This is a genomic window from Burkholderia sp. BCC1985 (assembly GCF_905339915.1).
Taxonomy (GTDB): domain Bacteria; phylum Pseudomonadota; class Gammaproteobacteria; order Burkholderiales; family Burkholderiaceae; genus Burkholderia.
Window position 1 is genome coordinate 47,714 of sequence record NZ_CAJPGY010000028.1, and the last position, 26,234, is coordinate 73,947.

24 protein-coding genes are annotated in these 26,234 nt (G+C 68.7%); 15 read left to right on the forward strand and 9 right to left on the reverse strand.

Annotation, left to right across the window (positions count from 1 at the left end):
- Positions 1-70 precede the first annotated feature (70 nt).
- From U4Z31_RS25465 to U4Z31_RS25505, 9 genes are all read left to right on the forward strand, one after another.
- Entirely contained in the window at positions 71-3,613 is a 3,543-nt protein-coding gene (locus U4Z31_RS25465) for an ABC transporter ATP-binding protein (protein WP_321811713.1), read from the forward strand.
- 355 nt (positions 3,614-3,968) lie between these two features.
- Positions 3,969-4,721, forward strand: coding sequence for a glutamine ABC transporter substrate-binding protein GlnH (gene glnH / locus U4Z31_RS25470; RefSeq protein WP_044843946.1), 753 nt, complete (start codon positions 3,969-3,971; stop codon positions 4,719-4,721).
- A 66-nt stretch (positions 4,722-4,787) separates the two neighbouring features.
- Positions 4,788-5,444, forward strand: a complete 657-nt coding sequence (glnP, locus tag U4Z31_RS25475) for a glutamine ABC transporter permease GlnP (RefSeq protein ID WP_044843947.1) — start codon at positions 4,788-4,790, stop codon at positions 5,442-5,444.
- A complete protein-coding gene (gene glnQ, locus U4Z31_RS25480; protein ID WP_014899691.1) occupies positions 5,441-6,169 on the forward strand; it encodes a glutamine ABC transporter ATP-binding protein GlnQ in 729 nt (242 codons plus the stop codon). The genes glnP and glnQ overlap by 4 nt, the downstream gene beginning before the upstream one ends.
- 20 nt (positions 6,170-6,189) lie before the next feature.
- Positions 6,190-7,239: a C45 family peptidase gene (locus U4Z31_RS25485; protein WP_321811714.1), complete on the forward strand. Its 1,050-nt coding sequence runs from the start codon at positions 6,190-6,192 to the stop codon at positions 7,237-7,239.
- Between the two features lie 14 nt (positions 7,240-7,253).
- Positions 7,254-8,588 carry an aspartate aminotransferase family protein gene (locus U4Z31_RS25490; RefSeq protein WP_044844010.1) on the forward strand — a complete coding sequence of 445 codons (1,335 nt, stop codon included), beginning with the start codon at positions 7,254-7,256 and terminating at the stop codon, positions 8,586-8,588.
- Between the two features lie 25 nt (positions 8,589-8,613).
- Positions 8,614-9,168: a carboxymuconolactone decarboxylase family protein gene (locus U4Z31_RS25495; protein ID WP_044843949.1), complete on the forward strand. Its 555-nt coding sequence runs from the start codon at positions 8,614-8,616 to the stop codon at positions 9,166-9,168.
- Between the two features lie 209 nt (positions 9,169-9,377).
- Positions 9,378-10,277, forward strand: coding sequence for a lipid A hydroxylase LpxO (gene lpxO, locus U4Z31_RS25500; RefSeq protein WP_321811715.1), 900 nt, complete (start codon positions 9,378-9,380; stop codon positions 10,275-10,277).
- 169 nt (positions 10,278-10,446) lie between these two features.
- Complete coding sequence (locus U4Z31_RS25505; RefSeq protein ID WP_321811716.1) at positions 10,447-11,289, forward strand: extensin; 843 nt, start codon at positions 10,447-10,449, stop codon at positions 11,287-11,289.
- 114 nt (positions 11,290-11,403) lie between these two features.
- Here U4Z31_RS25505 and ahpF read toward each other — a convergent pair whose 3' ends face one another.
- Together ahpF and ahpC are read right to left on the reverse strand one after the other, a co-directional pair.
- Positions 11,404-13,002: an alkyl hydroperoxide reductase subunit F gene (gene ahpF, locus U4Z31_RS25510; protein WP_321811717.1), complete on the reverse strand. Its 1,599-nt coding sequence runs from the start codon at positions 13,000-13,002 to the stop codon at positions 11,404-11,406.
- 128 nt (positions 13,003-13,130) lie between these two features.
- The gene (ahpC, locus tag U4Z31_RS25515; protein WP_006750178.1) at positions 13,131-13,694 is read right to left on the reverse strand and encodes an alkyl hydroperoxide reductase subunit C; all 564 of its coding nucleotides are present in this window, start codon (positions 13,692-13,694) and stop codon (positions 13,131-13,133) included.
- Positions 13,695-14,014: 320 nt separating this feature from the next.
- Here ahpC and U4Z31_RS25520 point away from each other — a divergent pair, with 320 nt between their 5' ends.
- From U4Z31_RS25520 to U4Z31_RS25530, 3 genes are read left to right on the forward strand one after another with little or no spacing between them, the layout of a single operon-like run.
- Positions 14,015-14,980, forward strand: a complete 966-nt coding sequence (locus U4Z31_RS25520; RefSeq protein WP_321811718.1) for an ABC transporter substrate-binding protein — start codon at positions 14,015-14,017, stop codon at positions 14,978-14,980.
- Between the two features lies 1 nt (position 14,981).
- On the forward strand, positions 14,982-16,286 hold the full coding sequence (locus tag U4Z31_RS25525) for a dicarboxylate/amino acid:cation symporter (RefSeq protein WP_321811719.1): 1,305 nt from the start codon (positions 14,982-14,984) through the stop codon (positions 16,284-16,286).
- Positions 16,287-16,296: 10 nt separating this feature from the next.
- Positions 16,297-16,998, forward strand: coding sequence for an aspartate/glutamate racemase family protein (locus tag U4Z31_RS25530; RefSeq protein ID WP_321811720.1), 702 nt, complete (start codon positions 16,297-16,299; stop codon positions 16,996-16,998).
- A gap of 57 nt (positions 16,999-17,055) precedes the next feature.
- Here U4Z31_RS25530 and U4Z31_RS25535 read toward each other — a convergent pair whose 3' ends face one another.
- The 4 genes from U4Z31_RS25535 to U4Z31_RS25550 form a co-directional block, all read right to left on the reverse strand.
- Positions 17,056-17,421, reverse strand: coding sequence for a type II toxin-antitoxin system VapC family toxin (locus tag U4Z31_RS25535; RefSeq protein ID WP_321811721.1), 366 nt, complete (start codon positions 17,419-17,421; stop codon positions 17,056-17,058).
- Complete coding sequence (locus U4Z31_RS25540) at positions 17,415-17,597, reverse strand: hypothetical protein (RefSeq protein ID WP_124893633.1); 183 nt, start codon at positions 17,595-17,597, stop codon at positions 17,415-17,417. Before U4Z31_RS25540 ends, U4Z31_RS25535 begins: the two co-directional genes overlap by 7 nt.
- Entirely contained in the window at positions 17,591-17,809 is a 219-nt protein-coding gene (locus U4Z31_RS25545) for a ribbon-helix-helix protein, CopG family (protein ID WP_044843958.1), read from the reverse strand. The genes U4Z31_RS25540 and U4Z31_RS25545 overlap by 7 nt, the downstream gene beginning before the upstream one ends.
- A 111-nt stretch (positions 17,810-17,920) precedes the next feature.
- Positions 17,921-18,814 carry a LysR substrate-binding domain-containing protein gene (locus U4Z31_RS25550; RefSeq protein ID WP_044843959.1) on the reverse strand — a complete coding sequence of 298 codons (894 nt, stop codon included), beginning with the start codon at positions 18,812-18,814 and terminating at the stop codon, positions 17,921-17,923.
- 177 nt (positions 18,815-18,991) lie between these two features.
- Here U4Z31_RS25550 and U4Z31_RS25555 point away from each other — a divergent pair, with 177 nt between their 5' ends.
- Genes U4Z31_RS25555 through U4Z31_RS25565 form a run of 3 tightly spaced genes read left to right on the forward strand, consistent with a single transcriptional unit; the run spans position 18,992 to position 21,964 of the window.
- A complete protein-coding gene (locus tag U4Z31_RS25555) occupies positions 18,992-20,158 on the forward strand; it encodes a branched-chain amino acid ABC transporter substrate-binding protein (protein ID WP_124488831.1) in 1,167 nt (388 codons plus the stop codon).
- A 17-nt stretch (positions 20,159-20,175) separates the two neighbouring features.
- Complete coding sequence (locus U4Z31_RS25560; protein ID WP_044843961.1) at positions 20,176-20,715, forward strand: L-2-amino-thiazoline-4-carboxylic acid hydrolase; 540 nt, start codon at positions 20,176-20,178, stop codon at positions 20,713-20,715.
- Positions 20,708-21,964, forward strand: a complete 1,257-nt coding sequence (locus U4Z31_RS25565) for a Zn-dependent hydrolase (RefSeq protein ID WP_124488830.1) — start codon at positions 20,708-20,710, stop codon at positions 21,962-21,964. Before U4Z31_RS25560 ends, U4Z31_RS25565 begins: the two co-directional genes overlap by 8 nt.
- Before the next feature lie 21 nt (positions 21,965-21,985).
- On the opposite strand, the gene U4Z31_RS25570 is transcribed toward U4Z31_RS25565, so the two are convergent.
- From U4Z31_RS25570 to glmS, 3 genes are all read right to left on the reverse strand, one after another.
- Entirely contained in the window at positions 21,986-22,822 is an 837-nt protein-coding gene (locus U4Z31_RS25570; protein WP_321811722.1) for a cytochrome c, read from the reverse strand.
- 280 nt (positions 22,823-23,102) lie between these two features.
- Entirely contained in the window at positions 23,103-24,410 is a 1,308-nt protein-coding gene (locus tag U4Z31_RS25575; protein ID WP_321811726.1) for a hypothetical protein, read from the reverse strand.
- Positions 24,410-26,233 carry a glutamine--fructose-6-phosphate transaminase (isomerizing) gene (gene glmS / locus U4Z31_RS25580; RefSeq protein WP_124488828.1) on the reverse strand — a complete coding sequence of 608 codons (1,824 nt, stop codon included), beginning with the start codon at positions 26,231-26,233 and terminating at the stop codon, positions 24,410-24,412. The genes U4Z31_RS25575 and glmS overlap by 1 nt, the downstream gene beginning before the upstream one ends.
- Between the last annotated feature and the right edge of the window lies 1 nt (position 26,234).

Sequence of the window (26,234 nt, forward strand, 5' to 3'; positions counted from 1 at the left end):
CGCGTCGGGGGCGCGGGTAGCCTTGGTCCGGTCAATCGAACCGCAACGAAAAAACCGACCGGAGGGCTTCATGTATTTCGACCGACGACTATGGGCGATGATGGCGGGATTGCGCTGGCGGGTCGCCGCCGCTGTCGCGCTCGGGCTGCTCGCGATGGGTGTCGGCATCCTCCGGTTCGTGTTTCTCGGCCGCGTGCTGGCGCTCGTCTTCACCGGCGCGCCTGCGCGCGATATCGCCGAAACCGTCGTTGCAACCGCGGCCTGCGTGCTGCTGCGCGCATGGCTCGACCATCGCCGCACGGTGCTCGCGCAGCAGACGGCCGGGCGCGTGCAGTCCGCGCTGCGCGCGCGGCTGTTCGACCGGATCGCGGCGCTCGGCCCCGCATGGTTCAGCGGCGAGCGCACGGGCGGCGTGATGCTGGCCGTCGTCGACGGCGTCGAGCAGCTGCAGACCTTCTTCGGCGTCTACCTGCCGCAGCTCGTGATCGCCGCGTGCGCGCCGGTAATGATCTTCGCGGTGCTCGCATGGTGGGACGTGCCGACGGCCGCGATCCTGCTGGTCGCGGCGCTCGTCACGCTCGCGCTGCCGCAACTCGTGCATCGCGCCGACCGGCGCGCGGCGCTCGCCCGCTCGGCCGCGTTCAAGGCGTTCGGCGAGGAGTTTCTCGACGCGGTGCAGGGCCTGCCGACGCTGAAGGCGTTCGGGCAGAGCGGCGCGTTCGGCGCGAAGCTGGCGGCGAAGGCGCGCGCGCTGTCCGACAGCACGTTCTGGGTGCTCGCGCTCGGGCTGCTGACGCGGCTCTTCACCGATCTCGGCACCGGCCTCGGCGCGGCGGCGGCGATCGCGGTCGGCGCATGGCGCGTGCGCCACGGCGACATGAGCCTCGAGGCGCTGCTGATCGTGCTGATGGCCGGCAGCGAAATCTTCCGGCCGCTGCGCGACCTGCGCGGCGTGCTGCACCAGGGGATGATCGGCCAGTCGGCGGCGAACGCGATTCACGCGCTGCTCGATGCGGGCAGCGACACGCCGGCTGCCGCGGCGCCGCGCGTGCCGCACCTGCGGCCGGAGATCGTGTTCGACGGCGTCAGCTTCGCGTATCCGGGGCGTCGCGCGGATGCCCATGCGGCGCTGGGCTTCACGGTGCGCGAAGGCGAGACGGTCGCGATCGTCGGCCCGAGCGGCGCGGGCAAGTCGACCATCGTGCGCCTGCTGCTGCGCCAGCACGATGCGCAGGGCGGCACGATCCGCATCGGCGGGCACGACGTGCGCACGCTCGACGCCGATCAGGTGCGCGAGATGATCGCGGTGGTCGCGCAGGACGCGACGCTGTTCGACGGCAGCGTCGCCGACAACCTGCGGCTCGGCCGTCCCGACGCGAGCGACGCGGACATGATCGCGGCCGCGCGAGCCGCCAACGCGCACGATTTCATCTCGGCGCTGCCCGACGGCTATGCGACGCGCATCGGCGAACGGGGGCTGATGCTGTCGGGCGGCCAGCGCCAGCGGATCGCGATCGCGCGCGCACTGTTGCGCGATGCGCCGATCCTGCTGCTCGACGAGGCGCTGTCGTCGGTCGATGCGGAGAACGAAGCGCTGATCCAGCAGGCGCTCGACCGGCTCACGCGCGGGCGTACGACGCTCGTGCTCGCGCACCGGCTGTCCAGCGTGATCGGCGCCGATCGCATCCTGGTGCTCGACCAGGGGCGGGTGGTCGACGCGGGCACGCACGCGGAACTGATCGCGCGCGACGGCCCGTATCGCCAGCTGATGGGGCCGCAGCTGGAGGCAGCCGCCGAAGCCGTCGGCACGGCCGCGATGGCCGGCGGCGCGGGCGTGCGTGCTGCATCGGGCCCGCAGGTCAGGCCGCTGAACGACGACGCGGCGACGATCGGCTGGCCCGAAACGTTGCGCGCGCTGCTGCGCTTCGTCGGTCCGTGGAAGGGCAAGGTCCTGTTGACCGTGCTGTTCGGGATCGGTCGCGTGCTCGCGTTCATCGGCGTCGGCGTGATCGGTGCGCGGGTGGTCGGCGGCGTGTCGGACGGACACGCGAACGGCGCGCTCGTCGCGGCGCTGCTGGTCGTCGCGCCGGTCGCGGCGGTGCTGCACTGGCTCGAATCGTGGCTCGCGCACGACGTCGCGTACCGGCTGCTCGCCGAGATGCGCATCGCGCTGTTCGCGACGCTCGAACGGCTCGCGCCGGCCGGTTTGCTGCGGCGCCGTTCCGGCGATCTGGTCGCGCTCGCGACGCAGGACGTCGAGACCGTCGAATACTTCTATGCGCATACGCTCGCGCCCGCGTTCGTCGCGGTGCTGGTGCCGGCCGGCGTGCTGGTGCTGCTCGCGTCGGTCGCATGGCCGCTCGCGCTGGTGTTGCTGCCGTTCCTGCTGTGGGCCGGGCTGGCGCCCGTGCTGGCGCGGCGCGACGTCGACCGGCTCGGCACCGGCGCACGCGAGGCGCTCGGCCTGCTCGGCGCGCACCTGACCGAAACGATCCAGGGGCTCGCGGAACTGACCGCGTTCCAGGCGCTCGCGCGCCGGCGTGCCGCGTTCGTCGCGCAAGCCGACGCGTACCGGCAGCAGCGCGCGAAGCTGCTCGACGATCTGTCGGCGCAGAGCGCCGCGCTCGAAGTCGCGAGCGGGCTCGGCGGGCTGGCCGTCGCGGCGCTCGGTGCGCTGCTGTGCGCGCGCGGCTGGTTCGCGCATGAAGCGTTGCCGCTGCTGGTGCTGGTCGCGGTGGCCGCGTTCATGCCGGTGGCCGAGATCGGCCAGGTCGCGCGACAGCTGGCCGACACGATTGCATCGACGCGGCGCTTGCGCGCGCTCGAGAAGGAGCCGGTGACCGTCGTCGACGGCGCGCATGCGCTGTCCGGCGACGCGACCGTGCGGTTCGAGGACGCGGGCTTCACGTACCCGGGCCGCGGCGTGCCGGCGATCGATCGCGTGAGTTTCGAGGTGCCGCCCGGCAGCACGGTCGCGCTGGTGGGCGCATCGGGCGCCGGCAAGTCGACCGTCGCGAGCCTGCTGCTGCGCTTCTGGGATCCGCAGCACGGGCGCGTGACGCTCGGCGGCGTCGACCTGCGCGATCTGCGGCTCGACGATCTGCGCCGGCACATCGCGCTGGTTGCGCAGGATACCTATCTGTTCAACGACACGCTCGAAGCGAATATCCGGCTCGCGGCGCACGATGCATCGGACGAGGACGTCCGGCGCGCGATCGACCACGCGGCGCTGGGCGCATTCGTCGCGCGGCTGCCCGACGGGCTCGCGACGCGGGTCGGCGAGCGCGGCGTGCAGCTGTCCGGCGGACAGCGCCAGCGCGTCGCGATCGCCCGTGCGTTCCTGAAGGATGCGCCGGTGCTGATCCTCGACGAAGCGACGTCCCACCTCGACACGATCAGCGAGCAGCAGATCCGCGCGGCGCTGGAGGATCTGATGGCACAGCGGACGTCGATCATCATCGCGCATCGGCTGTCGACCGTGCGCAACGCGGACACGATCCTCGTGCTCGAGCACGGCAGGATCATCGAGGCGGGAACGCATGCGGCGCTGATCGCGCGGCAGGGTGCGTATGCGCGGCTGGTTTCGCATCAGGCGAGCGGGGTGGCGGCGTAACGGATGTCGTGTTGAAGTCATGCCGGGCGGCGTTGCCGCTCGCGATTCGTTCCGTTCGTTGAGCGGCGGCGGTTGCCGGCAAATACCGCTCGCCCGCCCCATTCCCGAGTCCAGGCCCCGCCGCGCGCTCCCGCCGTCATTCCCCCGCCTTTTCCTCTGACCAATCCCGCCCGTCCCGCGCGGGTTTGTCTCGATGCAATTACTTGTTGCGCGTTTTTTTGTTGTCGTAGTATCCGTGTTGACAACACTTGTTGCACTAAGGTCTAATTCAACATCGCATGTTGCGGTGCGGCTTGATGTCGTCGTTCCCCGGCCAGCCGGCCGGTTACATCGCTCAACCATGCGGAGAAAAGCCATGAGTCGTCGTTCCTTCCTGAAAGCCGTCGCGGTGGTCGCCGCGCTCGGCGCCAGCATCGCGCACGCGGATACCAAGACGCTCGTCGTCGGGACCGATACGTCGTTCATGCCGTTCGAGTTCAAGCAGGGCGACAAGTACGTCGGCTTCGATCTCGACCTGTGGGCGGAGATCGCGAAGGACCAGGGCTGGAAATACACGATCCAGCCGATGGATTTCGCGGGCCTGATCCCGGCGCTGCAGACGCAGAACATCGACGTCGCGCTGTCGGGGATGACCATCAAGGAAGAGCGCAAGAAGGCGATCGACTTCTCCGCGCCGTACTACGACAGCGGGCTCGCGGCGATGGTGCAGGCCGACAACACGTCGATCAAGTCGATCGACGACCTGAACGGCAAGGTGATCGCCGCGAAGACGGGCACCGCGACGATCGACTGGATCAAGGCGCACCTGAAGCCGAAGGAGATCCGCCAGTTCCCGAACATCGACCAGGCGTATCTCGCGCTCGAGGCCGGCCGCGTCGACGCGGCGATGCACGACACGCCGAACGTGCTGTTCTTCGTGAACAACGAAGGCAAGGGCAAGGTGAAGGTCGCGGGCCAGCCGGTGAGCGGCGACAAGTACGGGATCGGCTTCCCGAAGGGCAGCCCGCTCGTGCCGAAGGTCAACGCGTCGCTCGTGAAGATCAAGTCCGATGGCCGCTACGCGCAGATCTACAAGAAGTGGTTCGGCGCCGAGCCGCCGAAGCTGTGAGCGTGACGGCGCAACAGGGCGCGGCCGGGCGGCCGCGCCGGTCTTGAATCGAACGGGGAGCGACACGTGAATTTCGATTGGTCGGCGATCTGGGCGGCGTTGCCGGACCTGATGGACGGGGTCCGGTTGACGGTGTTCATCGCATTTTTCGGGCTGGTGGGCGGGTTCGTCGTCGGGATGATCGCGGGCATGTTCCGCGCATACGGACCGAAGGCGATGAACGTGCTCGCACAGGTTTATATTGAATTGATCCGCGGCACGCCGATCGTCGTGCAGGTGATGTTCCTGTACTTCGCGCTGCCGCTGCTCGCGCATATCCGCATCGACGGCCTGACGGCCGCGATCATCGCGATCACGGTGAATTCCGGCGCGTATCTCGCGGAAGTGGTGCGCGGCGCGCTGCTGTCGATCCCGAAGGGGCTGACGGAAGCGGGGCTCGCGATGGGCCTGTCGATGCCGCGCGTGCTGCTGAAGGTGGTCGGGCCGCTCGCGTTCCGGCGGCTGATTCCGCCGCTCGGCAACCAGTGCATCGTGAGCCTCAAGGACACGTCGCTGTTCATCGTGATCGGTGTCGGCGAACTGACGCGCAAGGGGCAGGAAATCATTGCCGGCAATTTCCAGGCCGTCGAAATCTGGACCGCGGTGGCCATCATCTACCTGATGCTGACCGGCGCGATGACGCTGACGCTGCGGCTCGTCGAAAAGCGCATGAGGATCCTATGAGCATGATCGAATTCCAGAACGTGTCGAAGAGCTTCGGCCATGTGCCGGTGCTGAAGCACATCGACCTGAAGATCGACGCGGGCGAAGTCGTGGTCGTGATCGGTCCGTCGGGCTCGGGCAAGTCGACGATGTTGCGCTGTATCAACGCGCTCGAGAAAATCACCGGCGGCGAGCTGCTGGTCGACGGCCAGAGCGTGCGCGGCAACGCGTCGACGATTCGCAACATCCGGCTCGAGGCCGGCATGGTGTTCCAGCAGTTCAACCTGTTTCCGCAGATGACCGCGCTCGAGAACGTGATGTTCGGGCCGATCCAGGTGCGCGGCGCGTCGCGCGCCGACGCGCGCGACCAGGCGATGGCGCTGCTCGACAAGGTGGGCCTCGAATCGCGCGCGAATCATTACCCGTCGGAGCTGTCGGGCGGCCAGCAGCAGCGTGTCGCGATCGCGCGTGCGCTCGCGATCCGGCCGCGGCTGATGCTGTTCGACGAGCCCACCTCCGCGCTCGATCCGGAATTGCGCCACGAAGTGCTGAAAGTGATGCAGGATCTCGCCACCGAAGGGATGACGATGATCGTCGTCACGCACGAGATCGGCTTCGCGAAGCGGGTCGGCACGCGGCTCCTGTTCATGGATCAGGGCGGCATCGCCGAGGACGGCCATCCGGTCGATCTGATCGACCGGCCGCCGACACCGCGCCTGAAGGAATTCCTGAAACACGTGTCCTGAACGAAACCGAATTGCCCGACATGCCGCTTTCCCTTTCCCCCGTCATCGCCGGCACGCCGTTCGACATCGGCGTGCGTCTCGGCGAGCTTGCCCGCCCCGTGTTCGATGCGTACATGCAGCAGAGCAGCGCATGGCAGGCCGTGCGCCGCTGGCGCGGCCATCCGTTCGTCGCCGCGCTGCGGCAGGTCGCGCTGGCCGCGTACCCCGACCTCGTCGCGGAACTGGACGGGATCGCGGCGGGCGTCGGCTGGCCGGCGGAGGACATCTTCCTGTGGAACTGCCGCGGCGAACTGATCCACAACGCGCCGGACGGCTGCACGACGCTCGCCGGGCGCGACGCGCACGGCACGCGCTGGATCGCGCACAACGAGGACGGCGATCCGTACCTGCGCGAGCGTTGCCTGCTGGTCGACGTGCAGCCGCAGGGCAAGCCGGGCTTCATCAGCTTCTATTACCCGGGCTCGCTGCCCGGACATACGTTCGCCGCGAACCGCGCGGGCATCGCGCAGGCGATCAACAACCTGCGCATCCGCACGCCCGCGGCCGGCGTGCCGCGGATGATCCTCGCGCGTGCGGTGCTCGATGCGACGTCGCTCGACGCAGCCGCCGACGTGCTGCGCACCCATGCGCGCGCGAGCGGCTTTCACCACACGCTCGGCGCGACCGGCGATACGCGGCTCTTGAGCATCGAGGCGAGCGTCGCGCGCTGTTCGGTCGTCGACGTTTCGCAACTCACCGGCCACGCGAATCATCTCGTGCATTCGGGCTGCGAGGCCGAAGCGCAGATCGTCACGCAATCGTCCGGCGATCGCCAGCGGCGCGTCGATGCGCTGACGCCGGCCATCGATGCGATCGACGAAGCTGCGCTGCTGCGTGTGCTCGGCGATCGCGCACCGGAAGGGCTGCCGATCTATCGCGACGATCCGGCCGATCCCGACGACGAAAACACGCTGGCGACCGCCGTGTTCGCGATTCGCGACACCGCGATCGACTTCACCGTTCATCAACACGGCACGCAGCGCTTCGCGACGCGCATCGTGCCGTCCGCGCACGCACCCAGCGCGCCCTGACCATGAGGCAACGCATGACGACCGTTTTCCATCGCGCTCCGCGCGCCACCTTGCCCGTCGCCGTCGCAGGCGACGGCATCGAGATCATCGATTCGACCGGCAAACGCTATATCGACGCATGCGGCGGCGCAGCCGTGTCGTGTCTCGGGCACAGCAACCAGCGCGTGATCGATGCGATCAAGCGGCAGGCGCAGCAACTGCCGTATGCGCATACGTCGTTCTTCACGACCGAGGTGGCCGAGGAGCTGGCCGACCGGCTCGTCGAGGCCGCGCCGGCCGGCCTCGAACACGTGTATTTCGTGTCGGGCGGATCGGAGGCGGTCGAAGCCGCATTGAAGCTCGCGCGCCAGTATTTCGTCGAGAAGGGCGAGCCGCAACGCCGCCATTTCATCGCACGCCGCCAGAGCTATCACGGCAACACGCTCGGCGCGCTCGCGATCGGCGGCAACGCATGGCGGCGCGAGCCGTTCCTGCCGCTGCTGATCGAAGCGCACCACGTGAGCCCGTGTTATGCGTATCGCGACCAGCAGGCGGGAGAAACCGACGAAGCGTATGCGCAGCGCCTGGCCGACGAACTGGAGCAGAAGATCGTCGAACTCGGCGCGGAAAACGTCGCGGCGTTCGTCGCGGAGACGGTGGTCGGCGCGACGGCCGGCGCGGTGCCGCCGGTGCGTACCTACCTGAAGAAGATCCGCGCGGTGTGCGACAAGTACGGCGTGCTGCTGATTCTCGATGAAATCATGTCGGGGATGGGGCGTACCGGTTACCTGTTCGCATGCGACGAAGACGGAGTCGCGCCCGACCTGCTGACGATCGCGAAAGGGCTCGGCGCGGGTTACCAGCCGATCGGCGCGACACTGGTGAGCGATCGCATCTACCGGACGATCGTCGACGGCTCGGGCTTCTTCCAGCACGGCCACACGTATCTCGGCCACGCAACCGCCTGTGCGGCCGCGCTCGAAGTGCAGCGCGTGATCGCCGAAGAGAAGCTGCTCGACAACGTGAAGGCGCGCGGCGAGCAACTGCGGGCGTCGCTGCGCGAGCAGTACGGTGCGCATCCGCATGTCGGCGACGTGCGCGGCCGCGGGCTGTTCGTCGGCGTCGAGCTCGTGCGCGATCGCGACAGCAAGGCGACGTTCGATCCCGCGCTGAAGCTGCATGCGGCGGTCAAGCGCGAGGCGATGCAGCGCGGCCTGATGGTGTATCCGATGGGCGGCACGATCGACGGCGTACACGGCGATCACATCCTGGTCGCACCGCCGTTCGTCTGCACCGCGCAGCAGATCGACACGATCGTCGAGCGGCTGTCCGGCGCGATCGACGCGGCGCTCGCGTCGGCGGGCGCGTGAATCACGACCTCACCGAACCCTCGCCATGACAGACAGACTGCCTCCCTTCGATCCCGCATCGGCCACCGACGAGCAGAAGGCCGTGCTCGCCGAGATCCTCAGCGGCCCGCGCGGCAACCTGAACGGGCCGTTCCTCGGCTGGATCGCGAGCCCCGAGCTTGCGCAGCACGCGCAGCGGCTCGGCGCGTTCTGCCGCTATCGCACGGGTTTGCCGCTGCGGCTGTCGGAACTCGCGATTCTCGTGACGGCCGCGCGCTGGCGCTCGCAGGCCGAGTGGCACATCCACCATCCGATCGCGCTCGATGCCGGCGTGCCGGCCGCGACGGCCGAAGCGATCCGCCGTGGCGTCGAGCCGGCATTCGAATCGGACGACGATGCGCTGATCCATGCGTTCGCGACCGAGCTGTACGACACGCGGCGCGTGAGCGACGCGACGTTCGCGCGCGCGCAGGCGCGATTCGGCCACGAGACCGTGGTGAACCTCGTCGCGCTGCTCGGCTATTACGCGCTCGTGGCGATGACGCTCAACACGTTCGGTATGCGCGCTGACGGACAAACTGAGTTACCGTTTCCGGAATAATCGCCGCATGCGCGCGGGTCGGCAGCACGCCGCGCGCGCATTCCGGTTGCGTCGAAAAGCCCGTCGGCACGGGCTTTTCGGTGTGCCGGCATGATTCGATCGGCAACCTCTTTGCGTCTTGCCGACGCACCTCGCACCGCCTGCGCTTCAGCGCAGGAAATTTTCCCCGTACCTAGAATTCCGTAAAACAACTTACGGGGGAAATATCGATGCGCTGGGTCCTGTTGATCGTGTTCATTGCGTGTGTCGTCCATACGCACCGGCGCGGCAAGGTTCGGCACAGGTTGTTCAGGCAACTATCCGATCACTCGACCTTCACTGCACCGCTGAACTGCTTTTCCTACGCGTTCTCGTCGGTGCCGACCACGCCGTTTCTCGACACGCGGCACTTTCCGGAGCTCGCCGTGCTGCAGCGCGAATGGCGGACCTTGCGCGAGGAGGCGCTCGCGTTGCGAGATGCCAGCCGGATCAAGGCGTCGGGCGAGTACAACGACATCGGCTTCAATTCGTTCTTTCGCAACGGCTGGAAGCGCTTCTATCTGAAGTGGTACGACGCGCCGCATCCGTCCGCGCAGGCGCTGTGTCCGCGCACGGTCGAGATTCTGGCGCGGATTCCGTCGATCAAGGCCGCGATGTTCGCGCAGTTGCCGCCGGGCGGCAAGCTCGGCCTGCATCGCGATCCGTATGCGGGCTCGCTGCGCTACCACCTCGGGCTGGACACGCCGAACGACGACGCGTGCCGGATCGTCGTCGACGGCGAGTCGTATGCGTGGCGCGACGGCGAGGCCGTGATGTTCGACGAGACCTATCTGCACTGGGCCGAGAATCGCACCGCGCACGATCGCGTGATCCTGTTCTGCGACATCGACCGCCCGATGAAATATCGTTGGGCGCAGCGCATCAACGATGCGTTCGGGCAACTGCTGATGCGCGCGGCCGCGTCGCCGAACGAAACGGGCGACCGCACGGGCGGGCTCAATCATGCATTCAAGTACCTGTATGCGATTCGCCGCGCCGGCAAGCGGCTGAAGGCGTGGAATCGCACCGTGTACTACGTCGTCAAGTGGGCGCTGTTCGGCGGGATCGCGGTTGCGATCTTCTGCATCTGATGGCGGAAGGCAGACGGTGCCGAACCGTCAGACGATAGGGCGCGCAGCATCGTATGGCCTCGGCGCTCTTGGGGTCGACGTCAATGCAACGAATTGTATTCGTGCGGGATCATGCGCGAACGCACGCGTATCATGGCTTGTTCACGTCGATTTGGATCGGTGAGCAAGCATGACTCGTACCCGTAAGACATTGATGATCGCCGGCGGTTTGCTGGTTGCCGCGGCAGGCAGCGGCTACGTGATGCTGCTGCGTGCGGACCACCGCGCGATCGCGGAAGCCGGGATCGGCGATGCCGCAGCACCTGCCGCCGCCGTGACCGCGGCGAACGACGGCCACACCGCACAAGGCACGATCGCGCCGCCCGCGCCCGTCGCCGTCCCGTCCGCACATGTGGACGCGGCGGTGCCGCAACCCGCGGCCGTAGCGCCGCCCGCCGCGGCCGCTGCGCGTACGCATGCGGCACCGGCATCCGCCGCCGTCGCGCCGGTCATCGCCGCACCGGCGAAACCGGCGCCACCGGCGAAACCGAGTGCGCCGCCACCGACCGTCCACGTCGTGACGGTCGAGCCGGAGGATGCGACCCCGCCGAAGGCCAAGCCCGCGCAACCTGTACAAGCGCCGGTACAAGCAGCGCAATCGGCCCAGCCGGCGCAATCGACGCAATCGGCGCCGCCGGCCCAGGCCGCGCAGGCAAGCCGGCCGAGCCAGCAGGCGGCGTATCAGCCTCCGCAGCACGCGGCGCGCAAACGCGACGGGCTCGAGCGACACGCGGCAGCACCGTCCGCCATGAAATCCGAAACCCCGGAAACCGCTGCGCTCGTGCGTGAATCGGCGAAGCTGGATCCGTCGTTGCCGGCGCCGCAATACGTGGCGACGCCGAGCGGCGATCGGCAGCACACGTCGGCGGGGGCGAATGCGGTCGCTGCCGCGATGACCGACCAATTGGTCAGGCAGTCGAGCAATATCAAGGCGCCTGCACCGGCGAACGCCGGGTCCGGCGCGACCCAGTGAGCAGGGCGCCGCAGCGCGCGCGCCGTGCTGCTCCGCACCGGATGAAAAAGGGCCCCGCACGCCGACCAGGGCATGCGGGGCCAAGAGAGACGAACCTGTGCGGTGCGTCGCGCGTTACGCGGCGATCGCTTCTTCGGCCTGCGGCGCGTCGGCCGTAGCCGGCGTCGCGTCCTGCCGGATCAGGTGATCGAACGCGCCGAGCGATGCCTTCGCGCCTTCGCCCACCGCGATCACGATCTGCTTGAACGGCACCGTCGTCACGTCGCCGGCCGCAAACACGCCCGGCACCGACGTCGCACCGCGCGCATCGACGACGATCTCGCCGTGCTTCGACAGTTCGACCGTGCCCTTCAGCCATTCGGTGTTCGGCACGAGGCCGATCTGCACGAACACGCCTTCGAGATCGACCCGCTTCGTTTCGCCCGAACGCAGATCCTTGTAGACGAGCCCGTTCAGCTTGCTGCCGTCGCCGGTCAGCTCGGTCGTCTGCGCCTGCGTGACGATCGTCACGTTCGGCAGGCTGCGCAGCTTGCGCTGCAGCACTTCGTCCGCGCGCAGTTGCGCACCGAATTCGATCAGCGTGACGGCTTTCACGATGCCGGCCAGGTCGATCGCGGCCTCGACGCCCGAGTTGCCGCCGCCGACCACCGCGACGCGCTTGCCCTTGAACAGCGGGCCGTCGCAGTGCGGGCAGTACGCGACTCCGCGGTTGCGGTATTCGCGCTCGCCCGGCACGTTGATTTCGCGCCAGCGCGCGCCGGTCGCGAGGACGATCGTCTTCGCCTTCAGCACCGCGCCGTTCGCCAGGCGGATCTGATGCACGTCGCCCGGAATCAGCGCGTCGGCGCGCTGCACGTCCATGATGTCGACGTCGTACTGCTTCACGTGCTGCTCGAGCGCCGCGGCGAACTTCGGTCCTTCGGTTTCCTGCACCGACACGAAGTTCTCGATCGCCATCGTGTCGAGCACCTGGCCGCCGAAACGCTCGGCGACGACGCCCGTCGCGATGCCCTTGCGCGCCGAGTAGATTGCCGCGGCCGCACCGGCCGGGCCGCCGCCGACGATCAGCGTGTCGAACACCGGCTTGTTCTCGAGCGACTTCGCGGCGCGCTCGCCGGCGCCCGTGTCGAGCTTCGCGAGGATTTCCTTCACGCTGCTGCGGCCCTGGCCGAACGATTCGCCGTTCAGGAACATCGTGGGCACGGCCATGATCTCGCGCGCGTCGACTTCGTTCTGGAACAGCGCGCCGTCGATCGCGACGTGGCGGATGCGCGGGTTGATCAGCGACATCACGTTCAGCGCCTGCACGACCTCCGGGCAGTTCTGGCACGACAGCGAGAAATACGTCTCGAACGCGTAGTCGCCGTCGAGCGCGCGGATCTGTTCGATCACGTCGTCGTCGAGCTTGACCGGATGGCCGCCCGTCTGCAGCAGCGCGAGCACGAGCGACGTGAATTCATGGCCCATCGGGATGCCGGCGAAGCGGATGCCGGCCGGTTTGCCGGGTTCGCCGATCGAGAACGACGGCTTGCGCTCGGCATCGTCGCGGCGTTCGGTCACGGTCACGCGCGACGTCAGCGACGCAATCTCGTTCAGCAGCGCAAGCAGTTCCTGCGATTTCGCGCTGTCGTCGAGCGACGCGACGAGTTCGATCGGGCGCGTGATCTTTTCGAGGTACGCTTTCAGTTGGTTCTTGAGATTGGCGTCGAGCATGGCGTTTTGGATTCCGTATTGATTTGGCTGCTCGGGCACGTCGTGCCGGAGGAGGGTGCGGGCCGCGCGAGGCGGCGGCCCGGCTGGGTGCTCGTTGGGCGCCTCGAGCGAGGTGCGCCGGGCGACCCTTAGATCTTGCCGATCAGGTCGAGCGACGGGGTCAGCGTTTCCGCACCCGGCGTCCACTTGGCCGGGCACACTTCACCCGGGTGCGCCGCGATGTATTGCGCAGCCTGCACCTTGCGCAGCAGTTCGCCGGCGTCGCGGCCGATGCCGTTGTCGTGGATTTCGCACAGCTTGATCTCGCCTTCCGGGTTGATCACGAACGTGCCGCGCAGCGCCATCCCTTCTTCCTCGATCAGCACGTCGAAGTTGCGCGACAGCGTGAGCGTCGGGTCGCCGATCATCGGGTACTTGATCTTGCCGATCGTGTCCGACGTGTCGTGCCAGGCCTTGTGCGTGAAGTGCGTATCGGTCGACACGCCGTAGATTTCGACACCCAGCTTCTGGAATTCCGCGTAGCGGTCGGCGAGGTCGCCCAACTCGGTCGGGCAGACGAACGTGAAGTCGGCCGGGTAGAACACGACGACGGACCACTTGCCCTTGAAGTTCTCTTCGGTCACGGGCACGAAATCGCCGTTGTGGTATGCGGTTGCCTTGAACGGTTTGATTTGGGTGTTGATGATCGGCATCTTGCGAGTTCCTTTGCTTGGGTGTTGATGAAGTGTTGCCAGTATCCGGGTTCACCCTTGGATTGTGAAATTGCTTGTTTCAATCCGCGGCATCGGGAATTTCTATCTGCATCCGGCCCCGTCGCGGCGGCCCGTCCGGGCGGCCCGTGCCATTCGGGCCGGGCCTTCCGGCGGATTTCGGCCGGAAGGCGCTTCTGACACATTGGGCGTGCGGGTGGGCGCGGCGCCGGGCGACGGTGCCGCGCCCCGCGCAAGGGTCCGGCGCCCGTTCTGCACGAACGGCCGCGCGGTCGTTCGATACTCCCCGTCCCACTGCCGCCATGAACCTCTTTTCCGGACGCGCCGCGTGCGCGCTGCTTGCCTGGTTCCGCGAGTTCGTCCCCGAGCGGCGATGCCTGCATCGGCTCTTGCGCGGCGCGGCCTGGGTACTCGTGACCGTGTCGTGCGCCGCGCCGGCGCTGGCCCTCGATGCGTCCGCGCCGGCGGCGCCCGCAGCGGTGACGGCACCCGCCACCACGGCGACCGGGCTCGTGCAGATGCCCGACGGCCGGCTGCTCGCGCCGGAGTTCGCCCGCATCGTCACGCGCGGCACGCTCGTCGTCGCGGTGCTCGGCGTCGATCAGCCGCCGTTCTTCATGTCGCGCAACGGCGCATTGGCGGGCGTCGACATCGACCTCGCCGACGAGCTCGCCAAAAAGCTCGGCGTGCCGGTGCAGTTCGACCGCGATGCGCGCACGTTCGACGACGTCGTGCATCTGCTCGCGACCGGGCAGGCCGACGTCGCGATCAGCAAGCTGTCGCGTACGTTGCCGCGGGCGCAGGTGGTGCGCTTCAGCACGCCGTACATCAGCCTGCGGCGCGCGCTGCTGATCAACCGCGTCGGCTTCGCCGAACTCGCGAAAGGGCGGCCGCTGCCCGAAGTCGTGCGCGACTATCGCGGCACGATCGGCGTCGTCGCGGGGTCGGCCTACGCCGAATACGCGCGCAACGATTTCCCGGCCGCGCGGGTGCGCACCTATCCGAGCTGGCCGGCGACGCTCGACGCGCTGAACGCCGGCGCGGTCACGGCCGTGTATCGCGACGAGCTCGCGATCAAGCGCGTGATGCAGGACGACCCGACCGCGCCGATCCGGCTGCGCGTCGCAACTTTCGACGACCTCACCGACGCGCTTGCCGTCGGCGTGCCGGTGTCCATGCCGACGCTGCTTGCGTTCGTCAACCAGTTCCTGGCCGAGCGCAACAAGCGGCTCGACGTGAAATCCCTGCTCGATGCGATGGGTCACTGACATGAACATGAACGAGAACATCGGGATCGCACCGCGCATCGAGCGGCTGCATGCGCTCGCGATCCATCCGTTGACGGTCTTCGGCAGCCTCGCGCTCGGCATCGTGGCGGGCGTGTTGTGGCCGGCGGCCGCGCCGCAATTCGACTACGTGGGCCAGGTGTACGTCGGCCTGCTCAAGATGACGGCGCTGCCGTTCATGACGGCCGCCGTGATCTTCAGCCTGCAGCGGCTGCTGCGCGACGGCAACGCGTCGGATCTCGTGCTGCGCGTGATCACGATCTTCAGCTGCGTGTCGGTGTTCGTCGTGGCGGTCGGCGCGGTCGTGCTGGTCGCGATGCGGCCGGGCGAGCACCTGTCGACCGCGACGCTGAAGGCGTTCGGCGCGCTGGTCGGCAGCGACGGCGCGGCGAGCGATACCGTGATGACGCTGTACGGCAGCGATCCCGCGGAGAAGTCGTCGGGCCTCGCCGACATGCTGATCGCGCTGGTGCCCGGCAACTTCTTCGCGGCGCTCGCGAGCGGCGACACGCTGAAGGCGCTGGTGTTCTCGCTGTTCTTCGGGTTCGCGTCGGGGCGCGTGCCGCCCAGCATCTCGGCGGCGCTGAGCCAGACGCTGGAGACCGTCTATTGCACGTGCCAGAAGATCATGCACTGGCTCGCGTATCCGACGCCGATCGTGCTGTTCTGCGGCGGCGCCGCGCAGATCGGCACGTCGGGGTTCGGGCCGCTCGAGGCGATGGTCCGCTTCGTCGCCGCGTTCGCCGTCGTCGCGCTCGTGCTGATCGCGGCGGCGATCGTCGTGATCTGGAAGCGCTCGGGCGCGACGCTGGCCGGGACGCTCGCCGGCTTGCGCACGCCGTTCGCGATGGCGCTCGCCACGCGCAGCAGCGTGGCCTGCATGCCGAGCATGATCGAGTGCCTGGCCGACGGCTTCGGCTTCGCCCGCGCGCGCGTCGAGCTGGTCGTGCCGCTCGCCGTGTCGCTGCTGCGCGTCGGGCCGATGGTCTATTACGCGAGTGCGACGCTGTTCGTCGCGCAACTCTACGAGCGGTCGCTCGGCCCCGGCGAGCTGTGCGTCGTGCTGGTCGCGTCGGTGCTGGCCGGGTTCGCGTCGACGGGCACGTCGGGCGTCGTGACGGTGTCGCTCACCGGCATGGTGTGCGCGGCGCTGCACCTGCCGTTCGAGGCCGCGTTCGTGCTGTTCGTGGCGGTCGATCCGTTCTGCGAGATGTTGCGGACGCTGTTGCTGGTGATCGGCAACTCGGCCGTCGTATCCGCGATCTGCGCGCGGCCGCCGCGCGCGTGAAGGAGACATCATGGCGCTCGTCGGCGTACTGGGCGGAATGGGGCCGCTGGCCACGGTCGACTTCATGCATCGCGTGATGCGCCTGACGCGTGCGCGCTGCGACCAGGAGCACCTGCCGATGGTCGTCGCGAACCTGACGCAGACGCCCGATCGTTCGCGCGCGATCATCGACGGCGGGCCCGATCCGCTGCCGGCGCTGCTCGATGGCGTCGCGCTGCTGAACCGCTGCGGTGTCGACGTGATTGCGATCCCGTGCAATTCGGCGCATCACTGGTATGCGCCGCTGCGCGAACGCAGCGCGGCGCCGATCCTGCATATCGTCGATGCGTCGGTGGCCGCGTTGCCGGCCGGCGTGCGGCGCGTCGCCGTGCTCGCGACGGGCGGCACGCTGGTGTCGGGCTTCTACCAGGCGGCGCTGCGTGCGCGCGGCTTCGAACCCGTAATGCCGGACGTGGCCGCGCAGCACGACATCGCCGCGTGCATCGCGGCGGTCAAGGCGGGGAAGATCGATGCGTCGGTGCGGTGCCTGTCGCGCGCGCTCGCGACGCTGGCGCGACGGGACGTGGGCGTCGCGGTGATGGGCTGCACGGAAATCCCGATCGCCGCGCGGGCGGTGCGCGATGCGCCGTTTGCATTGGTCGACAGCACGAACGAGCTGGCGCGCGCGACGGTCGCCTATGCGGCCGAGCGCGGATGGGGGCGGGCGGTGTGACGCGCGGCGACGGCGGGACGCGCGGCTGTCCGCCACGCATGACGGACGCCGCCCGCGCTAGATCCGATACGGCGCGCGGACGCCCGGTTCGGTGACGGGAAAATCCTTCGTGTTGCGCGATACGAGCAACAGGCCGTTCACTTGCGCCGATGCCCAGACGATCGCATCGGGCAGACGAATGCGACGTTCCTTGCGAATCGTTACGGCGCGGTTCGCCACCATGCTGTCGAGCGGGATGATGTCGAACGACGAAAGCCATGCGCGAATTGCCGCATCGTCGCGGGCCGTCGCGCCGACCATGACTTCCATCCAGGTCACCATGCTGATCGCCCGGTAGTCGTAGCGGGCCAGCTCCGCGCGCGCGGACTCAGCGCCGCCGAGATAGTCGATCAGGATGTTGGTATCGAAGAGGGCTCTTACCATTCCGCGCGCAATGCCTCCTGCCAGGCGAGCCCGTCGAGCGCACGCGCTTTCCAGAGACCGAACACGGTGTGGGCATGGGGCGGCCGTTGCTGCACCTGCACGAGGCAGGCGTCGGCCGGAAGCGCGCGGCCCGCATACCCGGCCGCGCTTTGAGTGTCGATGTGTGCTTTTACCATTCCGAACGCAATGCCTCCTGATAGGTGAGCCCGTCGACCGCGCGATCCTTCCACAGGCCGAATACGTGATCGGCATGCGCGCGCTTGTGTTGCGCGATATACGCGTCGATCGCGTCGCGAATGATCGCGGCGCGAGGGCGTTGCTCAGTCTCGACGATGGCGGCCAGTTCGTCGAGCTGGCCATTCGACAGATCGATCAGGATACGGCTCATCGCAACCTCCGATATATGATATGCATATCATATATACGCGTGCGGACGTCCGCAAGTCACCGACTTGCCCGGCAAGCGCGCCGTTGCGCCGGCAGGCGACGCAACGGCGGCTCAGGCGGCGATCTTCCTCAGCCAGTCGGCGAGCCGTCTCGCCCCGTCCGGCATGTCCGCATCCTCGCGCGTGCACAGGTAGTAGTCGCGCCCGTCGTCGAGCGCGTGGTCGAACAGCTTCACGAGTTCGCCGCTGGCCAGTTCGCGCTCGACCAGCGGCGCGCGCAGCAGCGCCGCGCCGAGATCCGCGCGCGCCGCGCTCAGCGTCAGTTGCCCGTCCTCGAACATCGGCCCCACCGCATGCGACACGTGCCGCACGCCGGCGCCCTGCAGCCAGTTGACCCAGGTGCTGCGATCCTCGTCGTGCACGAGCGGCGCCTGCGCGAGATCGGCCGGCGTGCGGAACGGCCCGTGGCGCTTCAGGAACGACGGGCTGCACATCGGCACCATCGCGCCCGGCAGCAGCCGCTCGCAGCGGTAGCCGGGCCAGTCGCCGGTGCCGAAGCGGATCGACAGGTCGGACGCGTCGCTTCGATAGTTGCGGTGATGCGCGTACAGCACGGTCACGTCGACGTCGGTGTTCTCGGCGAGGAACGCATGCAGCCGCGGGATGAACCAGCCGATGCCGAGCAGCGGAATCAGGCTGATCGTGATCTGTCGCAGCGACGACCGGTCGCGCACGAAGCGCGTCGCGCTGCGCAGCACCGAGAACGCGGCGCTGATCGAGCGGTAGTAGTCGCGCCCCTCGTCGGTGAGCGCGAGCAGCCGGCCTTCGCGCACGGTCAGCGGCGTCTGGATGAACGCCTCGAGCAGCTGCAACTGGTGGCTGACAGCGGACGGCGTGATGTCGAGCTCGTGCGCGGCCGCGGTGACCGACCCGAGACGCGCGAATGCCTCGAACGCGCGGACGGCGCGTAACGGCGGATCGTGCGGCAATTGTTCGATATTTTTCATGTGTCGAATTTTATAGAAAAATCAGGGTAAGCGACAACGTAAAAATATCCTTTATTTACAGTCTATTGCGCTATTGTGTCGGGAATGGCATAAGCATCCAACAATTGAATATTTGGGGTGAGAGTGCCGAATATTTAATATTTTTCATGTTTTGATTCGAATCCCCGAGCCCCGCACATGAAAATCGCCTTTCTTCCCGCCAGCTTCGCATTCTCCGCGGCCGCGCTGATCGCCGCCGTTCCCGCCTTCGCGCAGTCCGCACCGCAGACGATCCTGATCGGTCTCGCCGCGCCGCTCACCGGCCCGTCGGCGCGGATCGGCAAGGATCTGCAAAACGGCGCGCAACTCGCGATCGACGACGCGAACGCGAAACATCCGAGCATCGGCGGCAAGCCGGTCGTCTACAAGCTCGTCGCGGCCGACGATCAATCCGACCCGCGCACGGCCGTCGCGGTCGCGCAGCAGCTCGTCGACCAGCACGTGATCGGCGTCGTCGGCCACTGGAACACGGGTTGCAGCGTGCCGGCGTCGCGCGTCTACCGCGATGCGGGCATTGCGCAGATCGCGCCGGCGTCCACCGGCCACCAATACACGCAGCAGGGCTACGCGACGGCGTTCCGCATCATGGGTCACGACGATGCGGGCGGCAATTTCACCGGCGCCTACGCGGTGAAGACGCTGAAGGCGAAGCGCATCGCGGTGATCGACGATCGCACGTCGTTCGGCGCAGGCCTCGCCGACCAGTTCATCAAGGGCGTGCAGGCGAACGGCGGCACGATCGTCGATCGCCAGTACGTGAACGACAAGACGACCGACTTCAGCGGCGTGCTGACCGCGGTCAAGGGCAAGCGCGCGGATCTCGTGTTCTTCGGCGGGCTCGACGCGCAGGCCGCGCCGATCGCGCGCCGGATGCGCCAGCTCGGCGTGAACGCGCCGCTGCTCGGCGCCGGCGGCTTCGTGAGCCAGACCTTCCTGTCGCTCGCGGGCAAGGACGGCGACGGCGTGACGGCGCTCGAACCGGGCCTGCCGCTCGACCGGATGCCGGGCGGCAAGGCGTTCGACGCCCAGTACCGCGCCCGCTTCAACGCGCCGATCGAACTGCATGCGCCGTTCGCGTACGACGCGGCGGCCACGCTGATCGCGGCCGCGCAAAAGGCCGGCACGACGCAGCCGGCGAAGCTGGTCGCGGCCGTGCGCGCGATCGACCGGCCCGGCGTGACCGGCCGGGTCGCGTTCGACGGCGAAGGCAACCTGAAGGACCCGGCATTCACGATCTACCAGGTGCGCGGCGGCAAGTGGACCGTCGTCGACGTGCTCGGCGGCGCGCACCCGGCAACGAAATAAGGACGGAGACGAACCCCATGACCGACACCACCCACGCATCCGCGGCGGCACCCGAGGACACGCGCCTCGGCATCCTCGCGCGGCGCCGCATCGAAGCGGAAATCATCAAGCCGATCTACGAGATCATGAAGCGCGAATTCGGCACCGAGCGCGCGCAGGCCGTGATCGCGGAGGCCGTGCGCGGCGCGGCCGTCGACGCGGGCCGCACGTTCGCCGCGCAGGAGCCCGACGGCACGAGCGTGCAGTCGTTCATCGCGCTGCAGGTGCTGTGGGAGAAGGACGATGCGCTCGACGTCGAGGTGCGCCGCGCGGACGACACGCACTACGACTACGACGTGCATCGCTGCAGCTACGCGGAGATGTATCACGCGATGGGGCTCGGCGAGATCGGCCACCTGCTGAGCTGCGCGCGCGACAGCTACTTCATCGAGGGTTACGACCCGCGCATCGCGCTGACGCGCACGAGCACGATCATGCAGGGCGGCAAGCGCTGCGATTTCCGCTATGCGCTGCAGGCGGCGCCGCGCGACGACACCCCGGAGGCCGGCAATGCGTGACGACCTCGCGACCGCACCGCGCGTCGACGGCGCGCGCCTGTGGGCATCGCTCGAACGCATGGCGCAGATCGGCGCGACGCCGAAGGGCGGCGTCTGCCGTCTCGCGCTGACCGACCTCGACCGCGAGTCGCGCGACCTGTTCGTGCAGTGGGCGCGCGATGCCGGCTGCACGGTGCGGGTGGACCGGATGGGCAACGTGTTCGCGCGCCGCGCGGGCCGCAATCCCGACGCCGCGCCGGTGATGACCGGCTCGCACGCCGATTCGCAGCCGACGGGCGGCCGTTACGACGGCATCTACGGCGTGCTCGGCGGCCTCGAGGTCGTGCGCGCGCTGAACGACGCGGGCATCGAGACCGAGCGCCCGATCGACGTCGTGATCTGGACCAACGAGGAAGGTTCGCGCTTCGCGCCGGCGATGATCTCGGCCGGCGTGTTCTCGGGCGTCTATTCGCTCGAATACGGGCTGTCGCGCACCGACGGCGCGGGCAGGACGATCGGCGAGGAACTCGCGCGGATCGGCTACGCGGGCGCCGAACCCGTCGGCGGCTATCCGGTGCATGCCGCGTACGAACTGCATATCGAGCAGGGGGCGATTCTCGAACGCGCGGGCAGGACGATCGGCGTCGTGACGGCCGGGCAGGGGCAGCGCTGGTACGAGGTGACGCTCACGGGCGTCGACGCGCACGCGGGCACGACGCCGATGGAATTCCGGCGCGACACGCTGGTGGGTGCCGCGCGAATGATCGAATTCGTCGATGCGCTCGGCCGCCGCCATGCGCCGCACGCGCGCGCGACGGTCGGGATGATCGAGGCGCGGCCGAATTCGCGTAACACGGTGCCCGGCGGCTGTTTCTTCACGGTCGAGTTTCGCCATCCGGACGATGCGGTGCTCGACGAACTCGACGCGGCGCTGCGTGCGGAACTGGCGCGCGTCGCGGCCGACGCGGGGCTCGGCGCGCAGATCGAGCAGATCTTCACGTACCCGCCGGTGCCGTTCGCGCCGCGCTGCATCGACGCGGTGCGCGATGCGGCGCAGGCGCTCGGGCTGTCGCACATGGACATCGTGTCCGGCGCGGGCCACGACGCGTGCTACGTCGCGCGCGTCGCGCCGACCGGCATGATCTTCGTGCCGTGCGTCGACGGGCTGAGCCACAACGAAGCCGAGGCGATCACGCCGGAATGGTCGGCGGCGGGCGCCGACGTGCTGCTGCGTGCAGTGCTGCAAAGCGCGCAGGAACCGGGCGCGTAACGCGCACCTGACGGGCGCGGCTTACTTGCCGGCCTTGCGCCGCGCCATGTACGCGAGGTACGCGACGATCTGGTCGAGTTCCCGGTCGCTCAACTGATCGGGCGGGAACGCCGGCATCGCGCGGCCCGGCCAGTCGCGCACTGCTGCCGGGTTGCGGATGTAGCGGCGCAGCGCGGCGGGCTGGAAGTAGTCGACCGGATTCATCGGCGTGTTCAGGTCGGGGCCGGCCTGGCTGCTGCCCGCGCCGTCGACGCGGTGGCACGCGAGGCATTGCGTGACGAACAGCCGCTGGCCCGCCCGGGCCGCATCGTTCGCCGGCAACGCCGGATCGACGGCGAGCGACGGCCAGCGCGCGAGCGGCGACGATTCGATCGTGATGCGCACGATCTGATACGGCCACTGCTCGCCGCGCACCGACGACGCGTCCGGCCCGAGCCACACGAGATAGAACGGCCCCGCGCTGACCTGCTTGCCCGGCAGCTTCGGCCACGGGTGCGTGGGGTCCTCGATCGCGAGCCACGCGACGGCGCCGGCCGGCGCACGGCGGCGCGCGAGATCCAGCGGCAGTTGCGCGGCGAAACCGTCGGCCGCGCGCGTTTCGAGCACGCCGTCCGCCGGCAGCGGCGTGTCGCCGAGCAGCGCGGCGAACGGTACCGCGCGGAACGTCATCGGCCGGCCGTACGCGATGTCGCGCGGCACGTGGATGTCCGTCGCGTCGGCGCGCGCGAGCAGCGCCTGGCGCGTCAGGACGCGAGGCGTGCCGTCGGTTTCGAGTTCGAGCGAGCCCTGGGCGGACGCGCGCGTCGCGATCAGGCACACCGTCACCAGCAACAGCGAAAACCACCGGCGCTTCAGCATTCGTTCTCCGTGGGGGCGTTCCGGCGGCGGCAGAAAGGCGAGCGCCGCGGCCGAGGGATGGAATCGGGCGACAGTCTATCCGGTACGGGCGGCGCTGGCGACTTCGGCGCGGGAGCGGGGGCGGTATGAGGAATCGGGCCGGGCTGCCGCTGCAAGTCCGACTACCGGGTGACGACCGGGTGCGGCCGATGCGCGCGGCGGGATCGCACTGCGCGATTCGGGCAAAGGCGCGAACGCCCGGATTGAGCGCGTCGGGCCGGATCGACGTGCCGGGTCGCCGTCAATGCGTCGAACACTGCGCGTCGGCCTTCGGCAACGGCGTTTCCCGCGTCGTGTCGAAATCCGCTTCGCGTGCGCCGGACGGCGTCAGCGACACGAAATGCATCGTCCCGCCGGGTGCCGGGAACCCGGCGATGCCGGTCGAGCCCCACGGAATCGGCGAACGCTGCACGCCGCTCACCGACATGCCCGTCGGCGAAAGCGCGAGGGTCAGCAGCCGCCCGTCGCGGATCGGCACGTAGGCATGCGTGCCGTCGACACCGATCCCGGCCTCGCGCACCGACGCCGGCAGGCAGTCGAGCGTGGCCAGACGACGGCCGTCCGGGTCGATCAGCATTGCGACGCCGCGATTGTCCGCGGTCGTCGTGACGATGACGAAGCGGTCGACCGCCGGCACATACGCGGACGAATAGACGTAGTACTGGATCGTGCCGTTCAGCGGCCCGAGCATGTCGAGTTTCGCCGTGACCGGATCGAACATCGCGTATTCGAGCGTCGCGTCCGTGCTGCCCTCGATGTATTTTTGCCAGACCAGCAGCGCGCGCCGCGGCGAACCCGCGACCACGGGCCACCATTCGCGGCGGTGCGGCGCGACCGGCACATGGTTCATCACGCGTCCTTCGGCATCGTAGGTTTTCACGTAGACGCCGTTGCCGGTGCCGAGGTTGTCGACGCCGCCGCCGTCGATCCAGTCGGCGGAATAGAACACGACGAAGCGTTCGCCCACCGCGGCGACGTGGCCCGAGTGGCCGCCTGCTTCGACGTCGTTCGGGTAGGGCTTGACCGGCTTCAGGTCGCGCCGATAGACGCCGTATCGCTGGCTGACCACCTGCGGCGTGTTCCAGCCGTCCTCGAACGTGACGAAGATGTCGCCGCGCGGGTTCTGCGCGATCGACACGGGCTCCTGCGCTTCCGGGCGGCTGATGAACGTATGGACGCGCAGCAGGCGCGGCTTGCCCGGCAGCCATTCGCCGACGTACACGTCATGCGGCCAGTCGCCGTTGCGCAGCGCGCCGCGCGGCACGATGCCCGAGCTGCTGAAGAACACCCAGCGCCGGCCGTCGCCGGCGTCGGCCACGCCGATCCCGTGCATGAAGCGCCGCGGGTCGCCGCGCTCCTGCGGCGACTGAGGTGACGCCGGCGCCTCCACTGTGACGGTGTGCACGACCGGCGCGCCGGCAAACGCGTGCGACGGCGCGGCGAACGCGCAGCACGCGCCGCAGAGCACGGTCGCGACGCGCCACGCGGCGGCGCGCCCGAACGCATGCGGGCGCGCGGTGGCGACTTGGGCCGCGACCGGCCGCCGCATCATTCGACGGTGACCGATTTCGCGAGATTGCGCGGCTTGTCGACGTCGGCGCCGCGCGCGCAGCCGACGTGATACGCGAGCAGCTGCAACGGGATCACGTTGACGATCGGCGACAGCGCGTCGCCCGATTCGCGCACGCGGATCAGGTGCGTGTCGCGGTCGGCGTCGATCTCGAGATGATGGCCGGCGAGCACGTACAGCCGTCCGCCGCGCGCGCGCACCTCGGCCATGTTGGACTTCAGCTTCTGGAACAGGCGGTCGTCCGGCGCGATCGTGACGACCGGCATCGCGCTCGTGACGAGCGCGAGCGGGCCATGCTTCAGTTCGCCGGCCGGATAGCCTTCCGCATGGATGTACGACACTTCCTTGAGCTTCAGCGCGCCTTCGAGCGCGATCGGATAGTGAATGCCGCGCCCGAGGAACAGCGCGTTCTCGGTGCGCGCGAACTTCGCGGCCCAGCCCATGATCTGCGTTTCCAGCGCGAGTGCGTGGCCGATGCGCTCCGGCAGTTCGTGCAGCTGCTTCAGGTGCGTCGCGACCTGCGCGGCGTCGAGCCGGCCGCGCTGCTGCGCGAGCGCGAGCGTCAGCAGGAACAGCGCGACGAGCTGGGTCGTGAACGCCTTGGTCGACGCGACGCCGAGCTCGATGCCGGCGCGTGTCAGGAAGCTGAGCGGCGCGCTGCGCGCGATCGAACTCGTCGCCACGTTGCAGATTGCCATCGACATGTCCTGGCCCATCGCGCGCGCGCGCTCGATCGCGCCGATCGTGTCGGCGGTCTCGCCGGACTGCGAAATGCCGACGACGAGCGTGCGCGGATCGGGCACGGTATCGCGATAGCGGTATTCGCTCGCGATCTCGACCTGCGCCGGGATACCCGCGATGCCCTCGAGCCAGTATTTCGCGGTCAGGCCCGCGTAGTAGCTGGTGCCGCAGCCGAGCAGCAGCACGCTTCGGGTCTTCGACAGCAGCGCACGCGTGCTGTCGCTGCCGCCGAACAGCGCGGGCGAGACCGTGTCGATGCCGTCGATCGTGGCGGCGATCGCCTTCGGCTGTTCGAAGATCTCCTTCTGCATGAAGTGCTGGTACGGGCCGAGCGCGGCGTCGTCGTCGCGCGCCTTGACGAGGCACAGCGGACGCTGTGCTTCGCTCCCGACCGAGTCGACCACGGCGATCCGCTCCGGCGTGATCAGCGCGACGTCACCGTCTTCCAGGTAGACGAAACGGTCGGTCAGGTCGCCGAGTGCCGCGCAATCGGACGCGAGATAGTTCTGGTCCGCGCCGATGCCGATCACGAGCGGCGAGCCCGCGCGCGCGGCGACGAGCCGCTGCGGCTCGCGCGCGCTCAGCACGGCGATCGCGTACGCGCCGTGCAGCCGCTTGACCGCGCGAATCACCGCGTCGAACAGGTCGTCGCGATACATGCTGTGGATCAGGTGCGCGATCACTTCGGTGTCGGTCTCGCCGCGAAACGTATAGCCGCGCTCCCGCAGTTCGGCGCGCAGCGCATCGTGGTTTTCGATGATGCCGTTGTGCACGACCGCGATCGTGTCGCCCGACATGATCGGGTGCGCGTTCATTTCAGACGGTGCGCCGTGCGTCGCCCAGCGCGTGTGCGCAATGCACGTCTGCGCTTCGAGACCGAGCGTCAGCACGCGGTCCTGCAAGTCTGCCACGCGCCGCAACGTGCGTTCGCTGCGCAGGCAGCCGTCACGCAGCACGGCGATGCCGCACGAATCGTAGCCGCGATATTCGAGCCGGCTCAGTGCATTGACCAGTTGCGGGACCTGATTGTTCAGGCCGCTTGCTCCGACGATTCCGCACATG